Source organism: Pseudarthrobacter sp. MDT1-40-2, from assembly GCF_059383595.1.
Genome location: NZ_JBWZCL010000001.1, coordinates 519702 through 543035, shown reverse-complemented (window position 1 = coordinate 543035; position 23334 = coordinate 519702). Strand labels below are relative to the sequence as shown.

Genomic DNA, 23334 nt, shown 5'->3' with positions numbered 1-23334 from the left:
CTAGCCGATCACAAGTTCGGTAACCCGCCACACCTGGCGGCTGCGCTCCAGCCTTACAGCGACTGCCCTGACCCGCAGTTCGTCTACTACGACCGCGCTGCCTTCGTAGATGCCGTCAGCCACACCGCAGATCCGTACCGATCTGACGGCAGAATTGCGGTGCAGGCGGGTGATTCCCGGCGAAGCAGTCCGTGCGGCTTCACGCTTGATCAGCGCCACGCGGTGCTGGAGGGCTGCCAAGCACTTATGGTCCAGCCGCCGGGCAAGTTGGTGGAGGGGGCGGGTACCTGCCAGGACCTCAATCGCTGCCTGGACTGTGCCATGCACAATGGCCCGGACCACGGAGGGGTCGTCGACGGCCCGAAGCTGTGAAGCACTGTGGCCTTGGGTTGGTACGGCTGATGCTGGCCGGAATGGTGTGACGGTGTTCATCGGATTCCCCTGGTGTGATGGAGTTGGGTGAGTAGTGCCGGGTATTGGCATGTAGTGACGGGTAGATACCGCGATCAGGCGGCGGATGGAACCTGCAGGATTTGTCCTGGAAGCAGGACATCGGGGTTATCCCCAATGGCTGCCCTGTTGGCCTCATACCAGCGCGGCCAGTCCAGTGCGATGTCGAGATCTGATGCCTGGGGTCCGAGGGCCCGGGCTGCGATGGTCCAGAGGGTATCCCCGGCCAGAACCGTCACGTGGGTCGACGGCGCCGGCGGAACTCCCGCCGGTTCAGCCCGAAGCGGCGGCACAGAGAAAAGCCGCGGATCGACGGGCGGGGCGGTGGGCTTCCACTGCGGCTGAACGGGAATTTCCGTCTCAGCCGAGTCCTGCGACGCTGCCCACTGCGGAGAGTTGAACGCGTCGACGTCTGCGCTTTGCCGGGTGGAGGGTGCCCATTCAGCCGAGACGCCGGCCGTTTCAGAGACCAGCGGTGCAGCGTTAGCCATGACAGGTCCAGCCACGAGCTGGAGCCCTAACGTGGCCAGAGCCAGTCGACGCATGAATGCCGGGCTTGCCTTCCCCATAGCGGCGGCTGCCCTGCTATGTCCTGCCTTGTGAAGTCCGGCGCAGGTCACCGCAAGCAGCATGGCTGCCAACCACCACGCGACGATAAGGCCTCCGATTCCCGCTGACACTCCGCCCAGCACGTCCTCCAGCTGTAGTGATTGCATTCGTGCAGAAGACTGGCGCCAGCGTTCCAGCATGGCCAAGCCGATGAATACCAAAAAGGCCCCCAGGGCGAGGATGACTACGGCCATCGCCGCATCGGCTGCCCGGCCCGGCGATGCTTCGGTGTGGTGCTTCATCTTGCTGTCCCCTCGGGCGTAGTTATTGGTGTTCCATCGGTACACATCTTTTGATGCTGTTTGATGCTGTTTGATGTATTTAAACACCATTCGGTACAGCTTGCGCTACTTTATAGCGGTTTGTCTAGAGGTGTGCTGAGTTTGACCCCCCTCGGGCCACCCCCTACGCTGGCGCAATGCGATGGGAAGCCCTTTTCGGCGATCTGGAAGCACAACTGTGGGCGGACGACAGGCTGAGCCTGGAGGCTGAGATCTCGGAGCGTGCGCGGGTGGACGGCGCCGCCGTCGAACTTTCTGACCGTTTGAGGGGCTCCAAGGGTCAGCACATCACGGTGGGCCTGGTAACCGGCGCAGTGATCGAGGGCACCCTGGTGCATACCGGGGCGGAGGCGCTGGTGATTACCGAGGGGCGTCATCAGGTTCTGGTGCCGTACGCGGCTGCCTGCCGGTATGGAGGTCTGGGCAGGCTGGCGCAGGCCGAGCGTTCCGCTGTCCAGAGGACCCTGGGCATGGCGGGCTCATTACGGGCACTGGCCCGCGACCGGGCCGAATTGACTGTCAGCCTTCTGAGGCATGACGGCCAAGCGGTGGTCCACGGGGTCATGGACCGGGTTGGGAAGGACTATTTTGACCTGGCGATTGTGCCCAGGGGCGAGGTTCGCCGCCGTGACAGCGTGTCCGGGTTGTGGACAATCCCGTTCGCCTCATTGGCCTCGATCAGTTCACTGCGCGACCTCGGCTAGCTACACGGACTTCGACTTTGATTCTTCAATCATCCGGCTTGCTTCCGCGTACCGTTCTTCGATGTACTGCTCGAGCATTTTTTCCTCGACACGCCACTGTCCACGGCCGCCGACCTGGATGGCCTTGAGCTCACCGCTGCGGACCAGGGCATAAGCAGCGGGCGAATTGATCTGCAGCTGTTCTGCAACGTCAGCAAGTGTGAGGAATCGGGGCATGTCACCATTTTGCCACCTAAGTCGCCCCCATGAAGCGGTTATCCACAGTTTGCGCCTCCCGCGGCATATGACTTTTCAGTTCAGGGGCGCATGCCGTAACAATGGGGGAGTCCGGAACGCGGTCCAACCGCTGAGGTAAACCAGGGGGAATCACGATGAGTCTTGCCACATCACCAGGCGCTGCACGGCTGAAGAAGCCGTCTTGGAAGGACCCCCGGTTGCTGGTGGGCTTCCTGCTGGTGTTGGCGTCAGTTGGCGGAGTGGTGGCTTTGGTAGGCAGTGCCGACCGCACCACGGAGGTATACGCAGCAAAGGATCCGATCGACGTCGGCGAGGCGCTGACGGAGGACAGCCTCAACAGAGTCAAGGTCCGGTTGGGTGATGTCGAGGGGTTCTACATCACGGTGGAGTCCGGGCTGCCGGAGAACCTCGTGGCGCTGCAGCGGGTGGGCAGGGACCAGTTGGTGCCCCGGGAAAGCCTTGGCCACGCCGATGCACTGGACCGGAAACCTGTCTCCCTCACCATTGAGGAAGCGCTCCCGGAGCAGGCTGTTGCCGGCACCCGGGTGGATGTGTGGGTGTCGCTTCCGGATGCGGGGAACGGCTTCAGTGAACCAGACCTCCTCCTGTCCGGCGCTGAAATTGCCCAGGTGACTCCCGGATCCACCGCCCTTGGTGCGGCCAGATCCACCGAGTTGATGGTGCTGGTTGCCGACGCGCAGATGCCAGCCTTGCTGGGTGCGCAGGCCAACGATGCCAAGATCGCCGTTGTCTGGAATCCGGGTGGTGGATCGTGAATATCCCTGTGGTCACCGTTGGCCAGTCCCGCGATGATTTGGTGGGCGGGCTGGAAAGGCTTCACGGTCCGGTGACGGTGGTCCGGCGCTGTGCTGAGTTGGCTGAACTCATGGCAGCCTGCCAGAGCGGCCTGGCCCGGGCGGCAGTGGTGGCCGAAGGCAGCGAGGAGCTGACTGCCTCCCTGGTGGATCGGCTTTGCGCTGTAGGCGTCGCCATCATTGCCCTGACGGACAATCCCGAGGAAGCGTCGAGGCTCCGTGGGCTGGGGGTGGCGTCAGCGCTGTCAGGGGTGGAGGCGTCAGTCTTGGCGGGAAAAATTTCCGACGCCGTGGCACGCCACACGCAGCCTGTCAGCAGCGGCTTCTACGGTTCCAGCGGATTTGCGGACCCGGGCGCAGCGGTTGTGGTAGCGCCGGGCCTGGTGGACCAGGACCCCGCTCCGGCCGGTGCCGGACGCATCATCGCTGTTTGGGGGCCCGCCGGTGCGCCCGGCCGGACCTTCGTGGCCGCCAACATGGCAGGTGAGCTGGCAGCAGATGGCCATAAGGTGCTGCTTGTTGACGCCGACAGCTATGGCGCCAGCATCGCAGCTGTCCTGGGACTGCTTGATGAATCAGCGGGATTTGCCCAGGCCTGCCGCCTGGCCGATCAAGGAATCCTGGATGCAGAGGCCATGGACAGGCTCGCCGTCGCCGTGGCCACCAAGTCGGGAACTTTCCGTGTCCTCACCGGCATCACCCGGGCGGACCGCTGGACCGAATTGCGGGCCGCAGCACTCAGTATCGTCCTTCAGCGGGCCCGCGAATTTGCCGACGTCGTTGTAGTGGACGCCGGGTTCTGCCTGGAAAGCGACGAAGAGCTGAGCTTTGACACGATGGCGCCGCGCAGGAATGGTGCCACGCTGCGGTGCCTTGAACTGGCCGACACGATTTATGCGGTGGGTTCCGCCGATCCGGTGGGAGTGCCCCGGCTTGTCCGGGGGCTGGCCGAGCTGGCACGGGCAGTTCCGGGCGCGGCTCCGCGGGTGGTCTTCAACAAGGTAAGGTCCAGCGCTGTGGGGCGCGACCCGGAGCGGCAATTGCGTGAAGCGTGGGAACGGTACGGGCCGTCGTCGGGGATTGAGGGATATCTCCCGTGGGATCAATCGGCTGCAGACGCCGCGCTGCTTGGAGGCTCGCTTCTCCTTGAGGTCAGCCCGGAAGCTCCACTCCGGCACGCGATTGCAAAACTTGTTTGTGCACCCAAACAGCAAACCAGGCGATCCTCTGTTCCCTTATCTACAGCAGGCAGGCGAGTAAAGGAATAGGCTCGGCTCAAGAGCTGCAAAGAGGCAGCACCAAAAGAGCTTTTGGAGGCGTTTGTCGATGTCGTCTGGATCCAATGTTGCGGATCACCCGGTCCTGGACAGTTCCGAGGGAGGCTTCCTGACGGACTACTACCAGCACCTGCCCGCCGAGGATGCCAGCGCCTATCCGCCCGGCCTCCTCGAGGAACGCGCTTACGTCCACCGTCGCCTCGCTGAGGTACGGAATGCAGGCCAGGCCATTGTTTCGATCGTCGACGAAGCCGAGCACAGCGTCGTCTATGTTGCCACCGACGACATGCCGTTCCTCGTTGACTCCGTGAACGCGGAGCTGGTCCGCCAGGGGCTGGCAATTCATCTGGTGATCCACCCGTTGTTTGTGGTCCGGCGCAACCGTGAGACCGGAAAGCTCGTGGGCACGGACCGGGTCCCCAAGCATATGGGGATCTCCAGCGGAGATACTGCCACGATGCCTAATCTCTCCCGCCTCATAGCAGTGGGGGACAACGTCTCGCACATGGAGTCCTGGATCGCTGTTGAGATCGGCCGGCCGCCTGTAGAGGGCCGGGACGAGCTCGTTGAAGGCCTGGAGAAGGTCCTCGCGGACGTTCGTGCCGCCGTTGAGGACTGGCCCTTGATGCGCGCCAAGGCCCGTGAAATCGCCGAGAGCCTTGGGAACGTCGCCCACCCTGAGCGCATCACGGAAATCCGCCAGGCAGAAGACCTGCTGCGCTGGCTTGACGACGGGAATTTCACGTTCCTCGGCTACCGTGAGTACGATCTCGTGACAGTCGACGGCGAGGATGTCCTTGAACTCCGCGAAGACAGCGGGTTGGGATTGTTGCGGTCCCGCCTGGACACCCCGCATGTACAGCACCTGACCGAAACGGGACGACGCAAAGCCCGAGAAAAACGGGCCCTGGTGATTACCAAGGCAAATTCCCGGTCCACCGTCCACCGCTCGGCGTATCTGGACTACATCGGCGTCAAGAGCTTCGATGCCGCGGGCAATGTCATCGGTGAACGTCGTTTTATTGGGCTCTTTGCCACCAGTGCCTACGCAGGGTCGGTCCGCGATATCCCCATTGTCCGGGAGAAGGTCAAAGCGATCCTGGATAGTTCCGGCTTCCCGCCGGATTCGCATTCCGGTAAGGATCTCCTGGGGATCATGGAGACATACCCTCGGGACGAACTGTTCCAGATGGACGTTCCGGAGCTGGCCGAAACAGCGGCAGGCATCCAGCGGTTGCAGGAGCGGCGCCGTACCCGCCTGTTCCTGCGGCCCGACATTTACGGCCGGTTCATCTCAGCCCTGGTTTACCTTCCGCGTGATCGTTACACCACCAATGTGCGCCTGCGCATCGAGGAGGAGCTCCGGGATACCTTCAACGCCGAGTCGATCGATTACGAGGCCCGTATGACGGAGTCGGCGCTTGCCCGTCTGTTCTTCCGGATCCGCCTGCCAAAAAACGCCGACGTAAAAGACGTCAATACCGAGGAACTGGAGAAGCGGCTTGTCCGGGCCGCGCGTTCGTGGAGTGAGGGTATAGCGGAAGTCCTCCGGGACCGGCGCGGCGATGACCACGGCAAGGAACTGGCGGCGCTGTGGGCAGAAGCCTTCCCTGCCGGCTACCGCGTCGACTACGAGGTTGAAGATGCCCTCGAGGACATCGAACGCTTCGAGCAGTACGGTGCCCGTGCTGAAGCCGAAGGCGGGCTGGTACCGGAGAAGCCCGGCGTGCACGTCTACCTGCCGGCCGGGGCGGGTGAGTCGCTGGAGGAGGATGCCCGGGTCAAGCTCTACATGCTTGAGCCGCGCAGCCTCAGCCGGATCCTGCCGTTTTTCCACCATCTGGGCCTGGAAGTTCTCGATGAACGCCCCTTCGAAATCGAAACAGCTGATCACCGTGACTTCTTCCTCTACGACCTCGGGCTGAAGTACCCGGCGGGTGTGGATCCAATGGAAACCGACCGGCTCCTGGCTGACTTCTTTGGTGCGGCAGTGACAGGGGAGCTGGAATCCGACAGTTTCGACAGGCTGGTGTTGCGGGAGGGGATGTCCTGGCGCGGAATTACCGTTCTGCGGGCCTATGCGAAGTACATGCGCCAGATGGGAAACACCAACTCCTTTGAGTTCATGGCGGACACTCTCCTGGCAAACCCGTTGGTCACTCAGGGGCTGAGTGACCTGTTTGCGGCCCGCTTCGCACCCGGGCTGGATGATTCGGAGCGGGCGCAGAGGCAGGAAGCAGTGCGGAGTGAGCTCATTGCAGCAATTGATGAGGTGGCCACCCTCGACGCTGACAGGGTGCTGCGCACCTTCCTCAATCTCATCGAATCGACGTTGCGCACCAACTTCTACCAGGACAAGGGCTACCTGAGCTTCAAGCTTGATCCGGCAAATATCGAGGGCCTGCCCTTCCCCCGTCCGATGTTCGAGATCTGGGTGTACTCGCCACGGGTGGAAGGCGTTCACCTTCGGTTCGGCAAAGTCGCGCGTGGCGGATTGCGCTGGTCCGACCGTCGTGAAGACTTCCGTACTGAGGTCCTCGGCCTGGTTAAGGCGCAGACTGTCAAGAATGCAGTGATCGTGCCTACAGGCGCCAAGGGCGGTTTCTTTGCCAAACGGCTGCCGGATCCCGGAGTGGACCGGGCCGCATGGATGGCCGAAGGCGTGGAGAGTTACAAGACATTCATCAGAGGCCTCCTGGACGTGACCGACAACCTCGTTACCGGGGCCGACGGCGAGAAGTTGGTGCCGCCGTCGTCGGTTGTCCGCCACGACGGTGACGACTCCTACCTGGTGGTCGCGGCGGATAAGGGAACCGCCACCTTCTCGGACATTGCCAACGGGCTAGCAGCGGAGTACGGCTTCTGGCTGGGCGATGCGTTCGCCTCCGGCGGCTCTGTCGGCTACGACCACAAGGCGATGGGTATCACGGCCCGGGGAGCCTGGGAATCAGTCAAGCGGCACTTCAGCGAGCTGGACGTGGATACCCAGTCGGAGCCGTTCACGGTAGTTGGCGTGGGCGACATGTCCGGCGACGTCTTCGGCAACGGCATGCTGCTCTCGGAACACATCAGGCTTATTGCCGCTTTCGATCACCGGCACATTTTCCTGGACCCGAATCCTGACGAGTCGGTTTCTTTCGCCGAACGGCGCAGGCTGTTCGAACTGCCGAGGTCTTCCTGGGAAGACTACGACAAGTCCCTGATCAGTGAGGGCGGCGGTGTTTACCCGCGGCAGGCCAAATCGATCCCCATCAGCCAGCCGGTCCGGGCCGCCCTGGGCCTCCCCGAAGGAACCGTGCGGCTGAGCCCGCCAGAGTTGCTGAGGGCTATCCTGCTGGCCCCGGCCGACCTGCTGTATAACGGCGGCATCGGCACTTACGTCAAGGCCAGCACGGAATCCAATGCTTCCGTGGGTGACAAAACCAACGACGGCATCCGCGTTGATGGCCGGGACCTGCGTGTCAAGGTTGTCGGTGAGGGCGGAAACCTCGGCATGACCCAGCACGGGCGTATCGAGGCCGCCCTGCAGGGAGTCATCCTGAACACCGACGCCATCGATAACTCGGCGGGTGTGGACTGCTCCGACCATGAGGTGAACATCAAGATTTTTGTGGACCGCATGGTTGCCGCCGGGAAGTTGTCCAGCGAGGAACGAGCCGGGTTCCTTGCATCCATGACGGATGACGTGGGACGCCTGGTGCTGCAGGACAACGTTGACCAGAACATCCTGCTGCTCAACGACCGCATGCGCGTGGCCGAATGGAGTCCCAGCTATGAGCGCCTGATGGATTGGCTGGAGACCAAAGCCGACCTGAAACGTGATCTGGAGGCATTGCCCACCACCGCCACCTTGCGTGCCCGCCTGGAACAGGGCCAAGGCCTGACCTCGCCGGAGCTGTCCGTGCTGGCTTCCTATGCCAAAATCGAACTGACGACCGCCCTGCGCGAAAGCAATCTGGCCGATGACCCGTGGTTCCGGAGCACCCTCCGGTCCTATTTCCCGCGCCAACTGCAGGAACGGTTCGACGCCGAACTGGACTCCCACCCTTTGCGGAGGGAAATCATCGCCACAGTCGTAGCCAATGACATGATCAACATGGGTGGAATCACGTTTGTTTTCCGGGCCATGGAGGAAACGTCAGCCAGCGAGGTGGCTGTTGCCAAGGCGTTTATCGCCTTGCGGGAAATTTTCGAACTCGATGCGATGACTGAGCAGCTGAACAGCCTGCCGGCGTCGTTCCCCACTGAGCACTGGAGCACCGTCCACCTGGACATCCGGCGCCTTCTGGACAGGGCAGTGCGCTGGCTCATTTCCGAGGGCGGCACGTCGGGGCCTGTCAGCGGCATCGTCGAAGAATTCAAGGCCGTCACCGATCCGCTGCGCTCCAGACTGCTGGACTACCTGCAAGGCGATGACCGCGACAGGGTGCTGTCCTGGTTGGAAACCGGAAGGAACTGGAACCTCCCGGAGGAACTCAACCAGCGCTGGGCTGAACTCTTCGAGAGCTTTGTCCTGCTGGACATCGCCAAGATCGCGCACAGTCGCAGCGAGCCGCTGGGTGAAATCACCTCGGTGTACTTCACTGTGTTCAACCGTTTCCATGCCGATGCCCTGCTCGAACGCATCAGTTCCCTGCCGCGCCGTGACCGGTGGGAGGCGCTTGCACGTGCGGCCCTCCGGGACGACCTCTACTCAACAGTCACGGATATGACGACGGCGGTGCTGGACTCAACGGAATCCGGAACCGAGGCAGCCTCCCGGCTGCAGGCCTGGGAACTCTTGAACGCCGAGCAGTTGGGGCGGGCGAAGATCATGTTTGACGAGGTCAATGCGCTCGAATCAGATGATATGGCGTCCCTGTCGGTAGCATTGAGGCTCTTGAGGTCAATCGTCCGGCGGTAGCAGCAGCAACCGCCGTTTATGGAGGTGCAGTGGCAATCTTTACGGACCCCATCAGGGAGCACGCCGATTTCGGTCCCGGGGACGCAGAATGGCTGCACCTCCTCGTGGGTGACTGGCAGATGGTGGCGGACCTTGCGTTCGCAGACCTGGCGCTGTGGTTTCCGCATCCGGAGCTGGGTTACATTGCCTTGGCCCATGTCCGCCCCTCCACCACGCACACCGCTTTCCACGGCGACTTTGTGGGGGAGGGGATCCGTTCGGACCTGAAGCCCCTGGTGGACAAGGCATGGGTAAGCCAGTCCATTGAGCGTTCCAGCGAGACCAACTGGAGCAGCGAAATGGCGCTCCGAGTTGAGGCGGTACCCATGGTTCGCAACGGCAGGACGCTTGCGGTGGTTACCACGCACATGGATCTGTCCAGCTCGCGGATGCCCTCGCGGCTTGAACTCACATACCGCCAGTGCGCGCATGACCTTTTGCGGATGGGCACGCTGGGTCTGTGGCCCGACTTCGCTTCGCCTACCGGTTCACGGCGCGGCGCGCCCCGCGTGGGTGACGGGTTGATCCGCCTCGATGCTGACGGGATTGTGCAGTATGCCAGCCCCAACGGGGTGTCCGCCTTCCGGCGGCTGGGTGACGGGGAGTCCCTGGAAGGACGTTCGCTGGCCGAGGTCACCGCCGGCCTGCTGAAAGACCGGCGAATGGTCGATGAGACCCTGCCCCTCGTGGTAACCGGAAGGATGCCGTGGCGCAGCGAGATTGAGTCAAAGGGCGTGAGCCTGTCCCTGCGCGCCATTCCCCTTCGCGACGAACAGCAGCGGTTCGGCGCGCTGGTGCTGTGCCGCGACGTTTCGGAACTGCGTCGCCGCGAACTGGAGCTGGTTACCAAGGACGCCACCATCCGCGAGATTCACCACCGGGTCAAGAACAACCTGCAGACGGTGGCTGCCCTGCTGCGTATGCAGTCCCGCCGGATGGTCAGTGACGAAGCAAAGCAGGGGCTGGAGCAGGCAATGCGTCGCGTGGCCACCATTGCCCTGGTGCACGAGACCCTGTCCCAGGGCCTGACCCAAAGTGTTGATTTCGATGAGTTGATCGGCCGCCAGTTCCGGCTCTCTGCCGAAGTCGCATCGCCATCCCAGCAAATCAAAACCGAACGTTCCGGGATGTTCGGCGAGCTTCCAAGTGACTTTGCCACGCCGCTGGCTTTGGTGATCAATGAACTGGTGACCAACGCCGTCGAACATGGATTGGAAGGGCGGGCCGGAACCGTATGGCTCCTCGCAGACCGGTTTGAGGACGAGGACGGTGACGAAATGCTTTCCGTCACGGTTGCCGATGATGGTGTCGGGCTGCCGGCAACTCCGCATACCGAAGGACTCGGACTGCAGATCGTCCGGACGCTGGTGACCAGTGAGTTGGGCGGTTCCATAGAATGGCGTCCTCGTGAAGGTGGCGGCACGGCTGTGGAAATCACGCTGAGCCTGGCACCCAGGTAGTACTGGCGGCTTTTAAAGTCGCAGCCAGACAACGGAAGGGCCCGCCGCGATCTGCATCGCGACGGGCCCTTTGCCGTTGGAAACTAAACTTTGTCTCTGTTAAGACGCGCGGCGGGCACGGGCGGCGCGGCGCTTAAGGGCCCGGCGCTCGTCTTCACTCATGCCGCCCCACACGCCCGCATCCTGACCGGACTCGAGAGCCCACTGCAGGCACGTGTCTACAACGGGGCAGCGGCGGCAGACGCTCTTGGCTTCTTCGATTTGCAGGAGTGCAGGCCCGGTGTTTCCTACAGGGAAGAAAAGTTCGGGATCCTTGTCGAGGCACGCTGCGCGGTTACGCCAATCCATCTGATCAGTTGCTCCATTTCTGGGAAGTGCTGTTTGTGAAATTATTCACTAACAGCAACAAAGGATAAGGGGCCCGGCGGGGCCCCTTGGGTCATCTGAATTAAGCGTTTCATGTTAACGCTGTGTAAACAAGGGGTAATCCTGCCAGAAAGCCAAATCCGTTATGAGCGATGCGTCACATGTGACGCGCGCTGCATCGCCGCAATCTGACTATGTCCGGTATGGTGCCAATGTGTCAAGACCCCCCAATAGGCCCGATTTACCCTCCGATTTCCCGCCGGAAACGCCCGGCCGCGACGACCGTGGAGTGCCCGGCTCTGTCGCAGGCGGCGCCACGGTAGCCCGCCCACCGGCCGCCATCGTCATTGCCTTGATCGTTGCGGCGGAAGCAGTTACCCTCCTTCTTGCCGCGGGCTGGTACGGCCTGCAACTGGTCAGCGGGGCGCCGGTGCTTTCCTTCTGGGGAGCTGTATTTACCCTGGGGTTGCTGCTGGCCTTCTCGGCATGGCTCTTCGCGGTGGGGCACTTCCTCTTCCACGGCTATCGATGGACGCGGGCCGCTGCACTGGTGGCCCAGCTGTTCGTCCTGACGATCGGGGTTCCAACTATCATGGCCGGGCTGGTCGTTGCCGGGCTGGCGATGGTGTTGCCTGCCGGGCTGGGAATCGTGCTCCTGTTTACCCCGCAGGTGATCGCCTTTGCGTCCCGTGTTGGTGGTACGCAACCCACCCTCTAGGGGCAACCCGCTCTTGCCGCAGTAGTGCCGCCCAATTCGCTGCCGGTGGTCCGGCTGCACTCCTGCTACGCGGCTGACCACGTAGACGAGCTGTTCCCGCCGGCCTCCGGCAGAAAAGGCAACTGGAGAGCCGAAGCCTGGCCATCAGCGATCAGGACCGCGCGGCCCGCCGGCGGAGCTGCTTCGACGTCGAACCTGGTGCCGAAAACGTCCCCGTCCGATAGTGCCCGTGGGGCGAGCAGCAGCCCGGCACCGCCGCTCCGGGCTGCCATTCCAACGGGGACGCGTTGCAAAAACGCCGGGCTGTATGCGGCGGTCACCACCACCGAAAGGCCCTTGGCATTCAGGTCCAGGAGGAGCTGGTTTGTCGAAGCGGGCAGCCGGTCGGCGTCGTCAGCGAGGCAGACTCCTGCCGGACTGATGCTGCCGCCGGTGACTGATGCGTGAACGGAGGCCCAGAACGTTGTGGGATCGTCATGCGGGTCAGGGGCGATCCAATCGAGCTCCGGATTGGTGAGAGGGAGGGCGCGCGCCACGCTGCTGCGGCCCGAACCCGGCCTGCCGAGCACCGCGAGTACGCTGCCTGGCGGGAAGCGCATACTGGCTGGCTCCAATTCGTCACCGCCAACACCGAGGATCAGCTTGCGTTGGTGCCTACCCGGGCCCGGCCGCACGCGCACGGCAGTGAGTGCGCTTGTCGGCAGGCTTGGGGCATTCCGTCCTGGAGTTTTCTCAGCCTTGGCTCCTTCGGCAGTGACGTTCAGCGTCACCAGCCGGGACAGGAATTCCGCGCCCAGGGATACCGGTAGCGGCTCAACCCGGAACGGCTGCGTACATGGCTGCGGGTCATCGGATGTGCCTGAGCCGGCTCCGGGCCCCGACGTGTAGAGCTGGCATACGCTGGGACCGCCCAGCGACACTGGTCCAAAGGCAACGGCGCGGCCAGGGATCCGGGCAGTGCGCGGCATCGCCGGCCACGCCAGACGGCTTTCCTCAGTGGAGCCGACAGGACAATAGATCCTGTTCTGTATGGCAGGGAAGAACCTCGAGGTGACCAGCTCGCGTTCGCCGGAGACGACAACTGTGATGTTGGCATTTGAGCCATCCCGCACGATGTCCTGCACCAGGTCCTCTGCCCACATGAGCGGACCGGAGCGAAGCGCAGAGACCCAGGCGCCCCAGCCAGCGATCACCAGGACCAGTTGCGTCCCACGTTCGCTGGCAGGGCGAGAGAGCCTGCTGGTCATCTCCTCGTGGATTCTCTCCATCACACGGACTCCCCGACGAAGTTCGTGGACACTGGCCTTGGCTCCAATACGTCCGCCGGCCGTGATGCGGTCAAAGGAGCCCTGGCCGTCCAGGAGGTAGAGATGGGACTCGGTCTGCTGCTGTAGCAACTGTTCAATGGCAAGGATCAACAGGGTGCTTTGTCCGCCCAGGGCCGGATTACCTACCAATGCGAGATGTCCCTGCGTTTGTGGCGACCATTGCAGGGGTGCCAGCCGCTGCTCATCGGGTTTGTCGAGGATCCCCAGGGCGATGGATAGGGTATCCGCATCGGAAACCGCATCTGCTTCCGACAGGTGTGGCGGGTTTGCATCCAGGCTTTCCTCCCGCCGCTGTCCTGAGAAGGCTAACTCCGCCGGCAGGCCCGTCGCGACCGGTCGACGGGGCAGTCTGCCGTTATGTTCGGACCAAAGGAGTGAAACGGCTTTGACCAGCGGAGCCGCAGCCATGGACGGCGTGATCCCGCTGCCAAAGGCCAGGGAATCCGCCAGCCCGCCCCGCTGCGCAATGGCCTCCTGCGCCAGCCGGACTGAAGCACCGGATTTCTCGTTGGTGTGTGCTTGTGCGATGGACGCAGCCTGGAATTGCTCGGGTGCTTCTGCCCCACGGGACAGAAAGGCCCGGCCAGGTGTTGAAAGATCAATGCCCGCCGCCAGCTTGCTGTTGATGACATCGAAGGATTCCATCTCTGACTGGACCCGGAGGGCAATGCTCGTGGTCACATTGGCGCGGATGTCTGCGGTGATGGCGCCCTGGGGCCGCTGCGTGGCCATGATGAGATGAAAGCCCAGGGAACGGCCGATGGTTGCAATCCTCATGAGCTCGCCCAGGGCCGCAGGGGCGTCCTCAACCAGCATTCGGAACTCGTCAATGACCACTATGAGCTGCGGAACAGGGTTGTCGACCGCCTGCGGTGACTGCCGGTAGCTCTCCAGGTCCGGTGCCGCTGCGGCCGCCAACAGTCGTTCCCGCCTGCGGATTTCTGACCTGAGCGATGCCAGGAACCTGTCGAGCTCGTCGGGAGACAGATCGGTGAGGAGCCCTACGCAGTGTGGCAGTCCGGTTAATGGAGCCAGGCCGGAACCGCCCTTGAAGTCCACGAAGAGGAAATTGACCCGGTCCGGGGGATAGCAAAGAGCCAAGGCTGCGGTCAGGCTGCGGAGGAGTTCGGACTTTCCGGATCCTGTGGTGCCGGCGACCAGCACGTGGGGCCCATCAGCCTCCAGGTCCAGGAAGCGGATGCCGTCCATCGCGATTCCCACGGGTACCCGCAGGCCAGGAGCGGACCTTCCGTTGGCCCAGCGCTCGCTGATGGCTGCTGGGGCAGTTGAAAGAACCTGGCCCAGAGAGCAGGATGCAGGGATGCCTGCGGCTTCACGGGAGGGTGTTAAAGCCGTCATTCGTGCGCGGGCTGCGCGGTCAAATACCGGCGCAGCAACGAGATCGGGAATTATGTGGCAACTCTGAACCGCGTCCGTGACCAACGAACCATGTTCACTGAGCTCGATATCGCTCGCTGCCCCTTCGGCACCGGCTGGCAAGAAGTGCAGCACCTGCCATCCGAGCGCCATAGCGTAGCCAACCAGCCCTGTCTGTGCTTGGGCGTCTTCAGTCATGAGCAGGACGCCGTGGCACATGCCGGCGGCCGTCCCGGCGTCGAGAAGGGTACGGGTCCGCTCCGCGTCAGAGGATAGCTGGACATTCCCCAGGAACCGGGCCGCCAGCGGGAGTTGCGCGGCATTTCCGTGGACGACAACGCTGGTACAGGAAGCCCTGGGCACATAAGCGAGTTGAAGAAGCAAGGAGCGGATGAGGCCGCCGCGGAGCGGGGCCGGGCCCCGTACTGTGGTTAAGGGCACGCCGGGGTCGAGGGTCATGGGAAGCAGCCCGGCAGACGGTGGGGCCTGGCTTCCGCCTGATGGCTCAAACCTTATGTTTGCAGCCTGTTCACCCTGCCCAATCCGCAACCATGTGCCGTTGCAGCCTGCGGGATGCCATGGCCGCTCCGGTTGCTCGGCGGCGTCCGCGAAAAGAAGTTCGACCACGGAAGGCGCCGCCAGGCGACGCCTGGTCTGGTCCTGCTGCACCACCTTGTTGAGCGACTCCCGGAAGTCCCTTCGTTGCCGGCGGCCGGAGAATGCCGGTACCAAAACCGCGATCCCGGACATTGCGGAAAATGCCAGGAACATCCACATGCCTGTCAGCACGGCCAGTCCAACGCCGATGGCAAGTGGCACAACAGCCGTGATGAGGAGAGTCGTCCGGTTGCTTTGCTGCTGGCTGGCCGCTAGCGGGAGTTCTTCAGCCACTGATGCCCCCGCTTCCCCCAGGTGCTGACGCGACATGGCAGGTATTCCAGAGGAAATTGTCATGAAGGAATCGCCGCAGCGGATTGTGGAGTGGGTTGAGATCACGGCCTCCTTCCTGCGGCGGCCGTCAACCACTGTTCCGTTCGCGCTGCCCAGGTCGAAGATGGCGACTGACGTGTCAGAGACCTCAAGCCGGGCGTGTTCGCGGGACATCTCCGGATCGGCGATGACAATGTCGGCCCCACTCCGGCCGATCCGATAGGTTCCGCGCTTGAGCGGAAAAACATTGCCGGCGGCGGCTCCGGTATGCACCACGAGGGAGAGGATCGGGTGGTCGGGTTCCTGACGTCGTCGTACTGCACTGTGCCGGCGGGTTGCCGCGGAGGAATCAACCAGGACAATGCCTTGGGCCAGGGCGTCCGCGACCGCGCCGATAGTCGCCAGAGGAACGCCGGCCACCGACAGGCCGGTTGTACCGAAGCGGCGGGAGACCGCTGCCTCGACATCTGACCCGGTGGCGTCCTCGGGAATGTCGAGGGAGAGCTCAACGGGGAGGCCGTCTCCGCCGGGGCGCGGGCCTCTGACAAGTGTGCAGTGAAACAGCATATTGATCCACTCTTAGGGGATTCTGGGTGAGGCCTACGCTAGCTCCGTTTGCCGCACAAGCTCTGGGCCGCCGTCGACTATGTGGATAACTTCCCGTATGTGTGCGCCGCCACTCGATCACGGAGCCCGAGGCTACTCGGGTACGCTAGAGCAGCAGACCTTGCGCAACATTGCGCTGCCCGCATTCGAATCAGGAGATTTTGTGACCGCTGACCTCGTCATCGTTGGGTCCGGCTTTTTTGGCCTGACAATTGCAGAACAGGCCGCCACGGAGCTGGGCTTGAAAGTGGTCGTCCTCGACCGTCGCCATCACATTGGTGGCAATGCCTACAGCGAAAAAGAAGAACAGACGGGAATTGAGGTCCATCGGTATGGTGCGCACCTCTTCCATACCTCCAATGAGCGCGTATGGGAGTACGTCAACCGCTTCACGACCTTCACGAATTATGTTCACAAGGTGTATGGCGTCCACAAAGGCGAGGTTTACTCCCTGCCCATCAACTTGGCCACCATCAACCAGTTCTTCCGGGCAAACATGACGCCGGGCCAGGCAAAAGACCTCATCCAGGAGCAGGCCGGCGAGCTTGCGGGGACCGACCCTCAGAACCTGAACGACAAAGGCATCCAGTTGATTGGCCGCCCCCTGTACGAGGCGTTCATCAAGCACTACACCGGCAAGCAGTGGCAGACAGACCCGAAGGACCTGCCCGCAGGAATCATTTCCCGCCTGCCCGTGCGTTACAACTATGACAACCGGTACTTCAACGACAAATACGAGGGCCTGCCGACCAACGGTTACACAGCGTGGATCGAGAAGATGGCGGAGCACCCGAACATCGAGGTCCGGCTCAACACGGACTTCTTCGACGAGTCCCATGAGTACAGCAAGAACAAGGTCGTCGGTAACATCCCTGTCATTTACACCGGACCCGTGGACCGCTACTTCGACTTTGCCGAGGGTGACCTTTCCTGGCGCACCATCGACTTCGAAGAAGAGGTCCTCGATGTAGGCGACTTCCAGGGAACGTCGGTGGTCAACTACAACGATGCCGACGTGGCCTACACCCGTATCATCGAACCGCGCCACTTCCACCCGGAACGTGAATATCAGACAGAGAAGACCGTCATCATGCGCGAGTTCTCACGCGCCGCAGAAAAGGGTGACGAGCCCTACTACCCGATCAACACCTCGGCGGACCGCGAGCGGCTCCTGAAGTACCGCGACCTGGCGGCTGCAGAGAAGGACGTTCTCTTCGGCGGGCGCCTGGGCACCTACAAGTACCTCGACATGCACATGGCCATTGGTTCGGCTCTGACCATGTTCGACAACAAAATCAAGCCGCACTTTAACGGCGGAGCGAAGCTTGAAAGCGGAGGCGTGGACGCGTGAGCGGAAGCGAAGCATCTGAACTTCAGAGGGTAATATTCCCTCCGCCCACAGAGCTGGATGCTATTGAGCTGTACGTTGACGCCGCCAGCGCGGTCGGGCTCCATCTGGTTGAGGACGACTCCCTCTACCGGTCCACCAAGCTCCCGGAAGACAAACTCCGGGTAATCGGGTCCAACCCCGTCGAAGCCCACCACGAGGATTTCCTCTCACGCACCTCCATGAAGATCCGCGCGGGACAGCACGTGTCCTTCGGCACGTACTTCAACGCTTTTCCTGCCAGCTACTGGCGCCGGTGGACCACTGTCCGGTCCGTTCGTCTGAGCGTCGCCACCGAGGGCCGCGGAAGTGTCCTGGTTTTTCGGTCCAACGCAAGGGGTGTTCCGCAGCGTCTGCAGTCCATCGCCGTCTCGGGTTCGGACCAGGTAGCACTGGAATTGCCCCTGGATACTTTCGGCGACGGCGGTTGGTACTGGTTTGAAATGGTGGCCGGTTCTTCTGAGCTGAAGTTGCTCGAAGCGTCGTGGAGCACCATGGACGCGCCGACTATGCCGGCCGGCGAAGTGGCAACCGTTCAGATCACCACCATGAACAAGCCCGGCTTTTGCATCGACAACGCCAGGATTCTCGGATCGAGCTCCCACGCGTTGAAGAGCGTCAAGGAAGTCCTGATCGTGGATCAGGGCACGGACAAGGTGGCAGCAGCCGAAGGATTCGACGACGTCGCCGGGCTTTTGGCGGGGAAGCTGCGGCTGGTGGAGCAGGCCAATCTCGGTGGGTCCGGCGGGTTCTCCAGGGGCATGGCAGAGTCCGTGAACAACGGCAGCGACTATGTCCTCCTTTTGGATGACGACGTCGTCGTCGAGCCTGACAGCATCGAGCGACTCATCACTTTCGGCCGGTTCTGCAGGAAGCCCACCATTGTTGGCGGGCACATGTTCGACCTTTACAGCCGGACGACGCTGCATACTTTCGGGGAAGTCGTCGATCCGTACCGGCTCAGCTGGGTCAGCCCCGACAACGACATCGAATACCGGCACGATTTCCGGCAACGGAACCTGCGGCAGACGCCGTGGATGCACCGTCGTGTGGACGTGGACTTCAACGGCTGGTGGATGTGCCTCATCCCCACCGCCGTCATCCGCGAGGTCGGGTTGTCCCTTCCGGTCTTCATCAAATGGGACGACGCCGAATATTGCCTCCGCGCCAAGGAAGCGGGATTCGCGACTGTTTCCCTTCCCGGCGCCGCTCTCTGGCACGTTTCCTGGATCGACAAGGACGACTCCCTGGGCTGGCAGTCGTACTTCCACGAACGCAACAGGCTGATCGCGGCTCTCATTCACAGCCCGTTCCCGCATGGCGGACGGATCCTGCGCGAATCGTTCCAGAACAACGTCAAGCACCTGGTGTCGATGCAGTACTTCGCCCAGGAAGCGCGCATCATGGCATTACGGGATGTCCTTGATGGGCCGGAGAAGCTGCACGCTGACCTAGGTACCAAGCTGGCTGAAGTCAACGAGTTGCGGTCCCGGCACCCTGAGGCCCAAATCCGGTCAGACATCGATGAGTTTCCGACACCGGGGCTCAGCCGGGGCGGCAGGGGAGCGGCGGCCGAAGGAATGCCCGCAAAGAAGGACCTGATTAAGTGGGCGGCCAAGACAGTGATCCGCCAGGTGGTAAACAAACCTGACCCGCGGGTTTTGGAGCGGCCACAGACGCATCTGGCCCACCGGGAAAACAAGTGGTGGACCCTCGCCAGCTATGACAGCGTGCTGGTATCCAACGCCGAAGGTACCGGTATCTCCTGGTACCGGCGGAATCCGGAGCTGTTGAAAAGCAAAATGCTGGAGGCATCCCGCCTGCAGGCCCAGCTGTACCGGCAATGGCCGGAACTTTCCGCGCAGTATCGCAAGGCGCTGCCGGAAATTACCTCCATGGAATCGTGGGAAGCCACGTTCTTGGCTGCCTCATCCGTAAAGGAACGCCAATAAATGGTTCCGTCACAGGACCTCATTAAACCGGGCCATGGCCGTGGGTTGCTGGATGTCTATGCCAACCGGTTCCTCCTGAAGCTGCTGGTTCGTAAAGAAATCAAGATCCGTTACCGCGGATCGGCGCTGGGCCTGCTGTGGTCCTATGTGAAGCCGCTGATGCAGTTCCTCATCTACTTTGTGGCCCTGGGAATCTTTCTTGACTTGCAGCGCGGAACCCCCAACTACGCCATCTACCTGTTTTCCGGGATTGTATTCATCAACTTTTTCACTGAAGCCCTGGGGAACGCCACCCGTTCCATCGTGGACAACCGGGACCTGATCCGGAAGATCTACCTGCCACGGGAGCTTTTCCCGGTGGCAACAGTATGGGTATCGGCAGCGCACTTCCTGCCGCAAGCAGCAGTGTTGATCGGTGCATGTCTGCTAACCGGCTGGGCGCCTTCGGTGCTGCAACTGGCAATGGTCCTGCTCGCATTCATCATGGTGTCCATCCTGGCCACAGGTCTGGGACTGCTGTTCGGCGCGGCCAATGTGTACTTCCGGGACTCTGAAAACCTGGTGGACATGATCTTGATGATCGTCACCTGGGCCTCTCCGGTGTTATATCTGTGGACCATGGTGGAAAGTGTCATGGGTCCTTGGTATTGGATTTACCAGCTCAACCCGATAACGGTAGGAGTCGAGATCTTCCACTGGGCCTTTTGGTACCCAACATTGGAACCGGAGCAAATCCAGCTGGCGTCGCTGCCCCCGGACCTGATCACTGTATGGCTGCCCATTGCCTTCGCCATCTCCATACTGGTTCTCTTCATAGGCCAGGCAGTGTTTCGCAAGCTCGCCATTCACTTCGCCCAGGAGCTGTAGATGACTGCTGTCGATAATCTGGCCATCAACTGCACTGGTCTGCGCAAGCAGTTTGTACTGCGCCACACCCGGTCGATGAAGGAGGCCCTGGTATGGCTCATGCGAGGCCGCAAAGGAGACCTTTCCAAAAAGTTCGATGCCCTTAAAGACATCTCGTTGGAGGTTCAACACGGTGAAACGGTTGCCCTCCTGGGGTTGAACGGCTCAGGAAAGTCAACGCTCCTCAAACTCATATCAGGGGTACTGCAGCCGGACAGCGGTACGGTTCTCACCAGAGGCCGGGTGGCCGGACTGATTGAAGTGGGAGCTGGCTTCCATCATGATCTAAGCGGGCGGGACAACGTCTACCTCAACGGCGCCATCCTCGGCATGACCGAGGCTGAGATCGATGAAAAGTTCGCCTCGATAGTGGAATTCTCCGAGATCGGAGAGTTTATCGACACAGAGGTCAAGTTCTACTCATCAGGGATGTACCTGAGGCTGGCTTTTTCCATTGCGGTGCATACGGATCCGGAGGTTTTCCTCATCGACGAGATTCTGGCCGTAGGGGATGAGCCCTTCCAGCGCAAATGTATTGCCAAGATCAAAGAACTGGCAGCAAGGGGGAAGACCCTCTTTGTAGTGAGCCACGACCTTGACCTGGTCGCTACCATTTGTGAGCGCGGAGTGCTCCTTGAACATGGTGAAGTGGTGATGGACGGTGCAGTACACGATGTCGTGGCCGAGTTGCGGCAGCGTTCTGCTGATTTCACATGATTTCGCCGTAGCAAGCGCCGGGGCTTTTCGCACTCGTCTCTTGAATCCGAAGCCCGTCCCCGGACCGGCGGTGTCAAAAAGGGATCCGCGTGCTGGGTAAACTGGGTAAGCCCACTTTCAACGGTTGATACGTCAAACCGCGCTGTCGAGCCCGGGTGCTCGACAGCTGCGGCCAGCACAGCAGATTGGACTTTTACGATGGCCGATACCGAACACGAACGCCGTTCGCTGATACCACGGCGTATGTTCCTGTATGGCCTGTCCACCCTTCCACTGGGCCTCGCCGGCTGCCAGTTCGCGAACTCGGCGTCCACGCCCGCCACAACGGCCGAGGCTGCTGCGTATCCAGTGACGGTTCGACACATGTATGGCGAGACCGTTATAGAGTCGGAGCCCCTGCGCATCGCGACCGTGGGTCCGGCCAGCAACGACGTCTGCCTCGCTCTTGGTGTTGTCCCCCTGGCAATGCCACTGTCGGATGCCCAGCCTAACGGTGCAACACCCTGGTTTGATGCACTTTGGCGTAAATTCGGCGTCGACATGCCACTGCTTTTGGACGAGTCGAACGGTCGCATCCTTGACGATCTTAGAGGCATGGGACCGGACCTGATCCTGGCGGCTGGTGGTGAATTGACGCGTGCCCAATACGATGAGCTCTCCGAGATCGCGCCGGTGATTGCCCCGGCCGAGAACCTGACTACCCTGGGCTGGCGGTCTTCTCTGACTCTTATCGGCCAAGCCCTCGGGCGTCAGGAGGAAGCTGCGCAGGTTCTGTCAAGAACCGAGGCCAGTATCAAAGGAGAACTGAGTAATTACCCGGATCTGAAGGGGACATCGTTTGTGGTGGCTGGTGCGTTCTCGCCGGCTGGTGCCCACTACAACGTGATGGACTCTGGCTCCAATCCGGTGCGCATGCTTGAGGACTGGGGTTTGAGCCTGGCCCCCTCCGTCAGCGTCCTAAGCGGGGAAATTTCCGCTGAAGAATCCTCAGCCTTCGGGCTTGGGAGTTTCCCCCTTCCCCCGGACCGCGCGAACGAACTCGACAGTGACATCGCCCTGGTTATGGTTCTGCATCGTGAGGTCGGTGATCTGCAGCCCGCCGTTCTCAACGGTATTCCAGCCTACGGGCGCGGTGCAGGGTTGTTGGCAGATTCCAGGGACGCCGCTGCTGCACTCGGAACAGGTTCGTGTTTGTCCGCCCAGTGGCTGTCTCGCACACTGCTGCCGCAGGTCGCAAAGCTCGCCTATCGGGCAAATCGGAATACCTGAAAGCGCTCAGCAGACCCTGACACCAGTAGGGGCTACAGTACGTTCTCCTTCGGCAACCAGAGCCGCCCTGAAACTGGCGGCCGCCGCCAAAGGAACGCGTAAGGATATCCAGGCCCTGCGCGCGATCGCGGTAATGTTGGTGGTTGTCAACCACCTATGGCCATCTGCTCTTCAGGGTGGATATGTTGGCGTGGATGTTTGTTTGTCATCTCTGGCTACCTGATCTCGAAACACCTGCTCGGTGAGCTGGAGCGCTCGTGGCGCCTCGGGCTTGCGCAGTTTTACGCGCGGCGGATAAAGCGTCTTCTGCCGGCAGCAACGGTCGTGACCGTTGTCTCCTTGGTGGCATCGTATTTTTTGCTTACCTTTTCACGAGGGATGAGCATAGCCCAGGAAACCATGGCCTCCGTCCTGTACGTGGAGAATTGGGTGATCGCGGCGAAATCAGTTGATTACTCTGCCCACAATGACGCCGCCTCTACGGTCCTGCACTATTGGTCGCGCTCGGTTGAGGAGCAGTTTTATCTGGTATGGCCGCTTTTGCTTCTTGGTCTGTTCGGTCTCGCCGCAAAACGCCAGATCAGCAGCCGCGCGGCTGTGGGCTGGGGCGTAGCAGTCCTGAGCCTCTCGTCATTTCTCTTCAGCATCTGGCTCTCGCAGACCAGCCGCAGCGAGGCCTACTTCGTCACGCCTGTCCGGGTCTGGGAGTTCATAGTCGACGCCATGATAGCTGTCCTCGCTGTAGGAGGACTCGGGATGCTGCCGCGGTCTGTTGCTGCTGCGAAGCGACTGTACTTGAACGGTGTCAGTCAGTGGACCGGGTACGCCTGATAGTTGCCTTCTACGATGAGCAAACACTCCTTCCGGGATACGCCGCCGCACTGCCGGTGATCGGTACGCTGCTGGTGATCGGGGCAGGACCGGAAAGCCCTTCATGGTCGCCCAACATGCTGCTGGAAGTGCGGCCGGCCCAGTTGACGGGGTACGTTTCCTAGCCCCTGTA

18 protein-coding genes are annotated in these 23334 nt (G+C 61.8%); 13 read left to right on the top strand and 5 right to left on the bottom strand.

Going from position 1 to position 23334, the window contains the following annotated elements:
* Positions 1 to 432: an Rv3235 family protein gene (locus AC50X5_RS02545; RefSeq protein WP_494974579.1), complete on the bottom strand. Its 432-nt coding sequence runs from the start codon at positions 430 to 432 to the stop codon at positions 1 to 3.
* A 74-nt stretch (positions 433 to 506) separates the two neighbouring features.
* Positions 507 to 1301: a LysM peptidoglycan-binding domain-containing protein gene (locus AC50X5_RS02540; RefSeq protein ID WP_494974578.1), complete on the bottom strand. Its 795-nt coding sequence runs from the start codon at positions 1299 to 1301 to the stop codon at positions 507 to 509.
* Between the two features lie 176 nt (positions 1302 to 1477).
* Between AC50X5_RS02540 and AC50X5_RS02535 the strand changes: the two genes are divergently transcribed.
* Positions 1478 to 2044 carry a hypothetical protein gene (locus AC50X5_RS02535; protein WP_494974577.1) on the top strand — a complete coding sequence of 189 codons (567 nt, stop codon included), beginning with the start codon at positions 1478 to 1480 and terminating at the stop codon, positions 2042 to 2044.
* On the opposite strand, the gene AC50X5_RS02530 is transcribed toward AC50X5_RS02535, so the two are convergent.
* Positions 2045 to 2260 (bottom strand): helix-turn-helix domain-containing protein, encoded by a 216-nt coding sequence (locus tag AC50X5_RS02530; RefSeq protein WP_463934417.1) that lies wholly within the window; start codon positions 2258 to 2260, stop codon positions 2045 to 2047.
* 155 nt (positions 2261 to 2415) lie between these two features.
* Here AC50X5_RS02530 and AC50X5_RS02525 point away from each other — a divergent pair, with 155 nt between their 5' ends.
* The 4 genes from AC50X5_RS02525 to AC50X5_RS02510 are packed head-to-tail and all read left to right on the top strand — an operon-like array spanning position 2416 to position 10775.
* The gene (locus AC50X5_RS02525; RefSeq protein ID WP_494974576.1) at positions 2416 to 3057 is read left to right on the top strand and encodes a hypothetical protein; all 642 of its coding nucleotides are present in this window, start codon (positions 2416 to 2418) and stop codon (positions 3055 to 3057) included.
* The gene (locus AC50X5_RS02520) at positions 3054 to 4364 is read left to right on the top strand and encodes a CpaE/TadZ family protein (protein ID WP_494974575.1); all 1311 of its coding nucleotides are present in this window, start codon (positions 3054 to 3056) and stop codon (positions 4362 to 4364) included. Before AC50X5_RS02525 ends, AC50X5_RS02520 begins: the two co-directional genes overlap by 4 nt.
* A 58-nt stretch (positions 4365 to 4422) precedes the next feature.
* On the top strand, positions 4423 to 9276 hold the full coding sequence (locus AC50X5_RS02515) for an NAD-glutamate dehydrogenase (protein WP_494974574.1): 4854 nt from the start codon (positions 4423 to 4425) through the stop codon (positions 9274 to 9276).
* Between the two features lie 29 nt (positions 9277 to 9305).
* Positions 9306 to 10775, top strand: a complete 1470-nt coding sequence (locus tag AC50X5_RS02510) for a sensor histidine kinase (RefSeq protein WP_494974573.1) — start codon at positions 9306 to 9308, stop codon at positions 10773 to 10775.
* A gap of 99 nt (positions 10776 to 10874) precedes the next feature.
* On the opposite strand, the gene AC50X5_RS02505 is transcribed toward AC50X5_RS02510, so the two are convergent.
* Complete coding sequence (locus tag AC50X5_RS02505) at positions 10875 to 11123, bottom strand: WhiB family transcriptional regulator (RefSeq protein WP_003804966.1); 249 nt, start codon at positions 11121 to 11123, stop codon at positions 10875 to 10877.
* Positions 11124 to 11430: 307 nt separating this feature from the next.
* Between AC50X5_RS02505 and AC50X5_RS02500 the strand changes: the two genes are divergently transcribed.
* Positions 11431 to 11859 carry a hypothetical protein gene (locus AC50X5_RS02500; RefSeq protein ID WP_494974572.1) on the top strand — a complete coding sequence of 143 codons (429 nt, stop codon included), beginning with the start codon at positions 11431 to 11433 and terminating at the stop codon, positions 11857 to 11859.
* Positions 11860 to 11924: 65 nt separating this feature from the next.
* Here AC50X5_RS02500 and AC50X5_RS02495 read toward each other — a convergent pair whose 3' ends face one another.
* Positions 11925 to 16061, bottom strand: a complete 4137-nt coding sequence (locus AC50X5_RS02495; RefSeq protein ID WP_494974571.1) for an FtsK/SpoIIIE domain-containing protein — start codon at positions 16059 to 16061, stop codon at positions 11925 to 11927.
* Between the two features lie 202 nt (positions 16062 to 16263).
* On the opposite strand from AC50X5_RS02495, the gene glf reads away from it, so the two are divergent.
* The 7 genes from glf to AC50X5_RS02460 all read left to right on the top strand — a co-directional run bounded on the left by glf (position 16264) and on the right by AC50X5_RS02460 (position 23326).
* Entirely contained in the window at positions 16264 to 17451 is a 1188-nt protein-coding gene (gene glf / locus AC50X5_RS02490) for a UDP-galactopyranose mutase (RefSeq protein WP_494974570.1), read from the top strand.
* Positions 17448 to 19439, top strand: coding sequence for a glycosyltransferase (locus AC50X5_RS02485; protein ID WP_494974569.1), 1992 nt, complete (start codon positions 17448 to 17450; stop codon positions 19437 to 19439). Before glf ends, AC50X5_RS02485 begins: the two co-directional genes overlap by 4 nt.
* Entirely contained in the window at positions 19440 to 20306 is an 867-nt protein-coding gene (locus AC50X5_RS02480; RefSeq protein ID WP_494974568.1) for an ABC transporter permease, read from the top strand.
* Positions 20307 to 21062: an ABC transporter ATP-binding protein gene (locus AC50X5_RS02475; protein ID WP_463934403.1), complete on the top strand. Its 756-nt coding sequence runs from the start codon at positions 20307 to 20309 to the stop codon at positions 21060 to 21062. It abuts the gene before it with no gap.
* Between the two features lie 198 nt (positions 21063 to 21260).
* On the top strand, positions 21261 to 22331 hold the full coding sequence (locus tag AC50X5_RS02470) for an ABC transporter substrate-binding protein (protein ID WP_494974567.1): 1071 nt from the start codon (positions 21261 to 21263) through the stop codon (positions 22329 to 22331).
* Positions 22332 to 22487: 156 nt separating this feature from the next.
* Positions 22488 to 23162, top strand: a complete 675-nt coding sequence (locus AC50X5_RS02465) for an acyltransferase family protein (RefSeq protein ID WP_494974566.1) — start codon at positions 22488 to 22490, stop codon at positions 23160 to 23162.
* Positions 23144 to 23326, top strand: coding sequence for a hypothetical protein (locus AC50X5_RS02460; protein ID WP_494974565.1), 183 nt, complete (start codon positions 23144 to 23146; stop codon positions 23324 to 23326). The genes AC50X5_RS02465 and AC50X5_RS02460 overlap by 19 nt, the downstream gene beginning before the upstream one ends.
* Positions 23327 to 23334 lie beyond the last annotated feature (8 nt).

Excerpts from the sequence above, each read along its gene's own strand:
- AC50X5_RS02465 (WP_494974566.1), top strand. The coding sequence starts at position 22,488 with ATGGCCATCTGCTCTTCAGGGTGGATATGTTGGCGTGGATGTTTGTTT.
- AC50X5_RS02530 (WP_463934417.1), bottom strand. The coding sequence starts at position 2,260 with ATGCCCCGATTCCTCACACTTGCTGACGTTGCAGAACAGCTGCAGATC.
- AC50X5_RS02540 (WP_494974578.1), bottom strand. The coding sequence starts at position 1,301 with ATGAAGCACCACACCGAAGCATCGCCGGGCCGGGCAGCCGATGCGGCG.
- AC50X5_RS02505 (WP_003804966.1), bottom strand. The coding sequence starts at position 11,123 with ATGGATTGGCGTAACCGCGCAGCGTGCCTCGACAAGGATCCCGAACTT.
- AC50X5_RS02515 (WP_494974574.1), top strand. The coding sequence starts at position 4,423 with ATGTCGTCTGGATCCAATGTTGCGGATCACCCGGTCCTGGACAGTTCC.
- AC50X5_RS02545 (WP_494974579.1), bottom strand. The coding sequence starts at position 432 with ATGAACACCGTCACACCATTCCGGCCAGCATCAGCCGTACCAACCCAA.
- AC50X5_RS02525 (WP_494974576.1), top strand. The coding sequence starts at position 2,416 with ATGAGTCTTGCCACATCACCAGGCGCTGCACGGCTGAAGAAGCCGTCT.
- AC50X5_RS02470 (WP_494974567.1), top strand. The coding sequence starts at position 21,261 with ATGGCCGATACCGAACACGAACGCCGTTCGCTGATACCACGGCGTATG.
- AC50X5_RS02495 (WP_494974571.1), bottom strand. The coding sequence starts at position 16,061 with ATGCTGTTTCACTGCACACTTGTCAGAGGCCCGCGCCCCGGCGGAGAC.
- AC50X5_RS02475 (WP_463934403.1), top strand. The coding sequence starts at position 20,307 with ATGACTGCTGTCGATAATCTGGCCATCAACTGCACTGGTCTGCGCAAG.
- AC50X5_RS02480 (WP_494974568.1), top strand. The coding sequence starts at position 19,440 with ATGGTTCCGTCACAGGACCTCATTAAACCGGGCCATGGCCGTGGGTTG.
- AC50X5_RS02535 (WP_494974577.1), top strand. The coding sequence starts at position 1,478 with ATGCGATGGGAAGCCCTTTTCGGCGATCTGGAAGCACAACTGTGGGCG.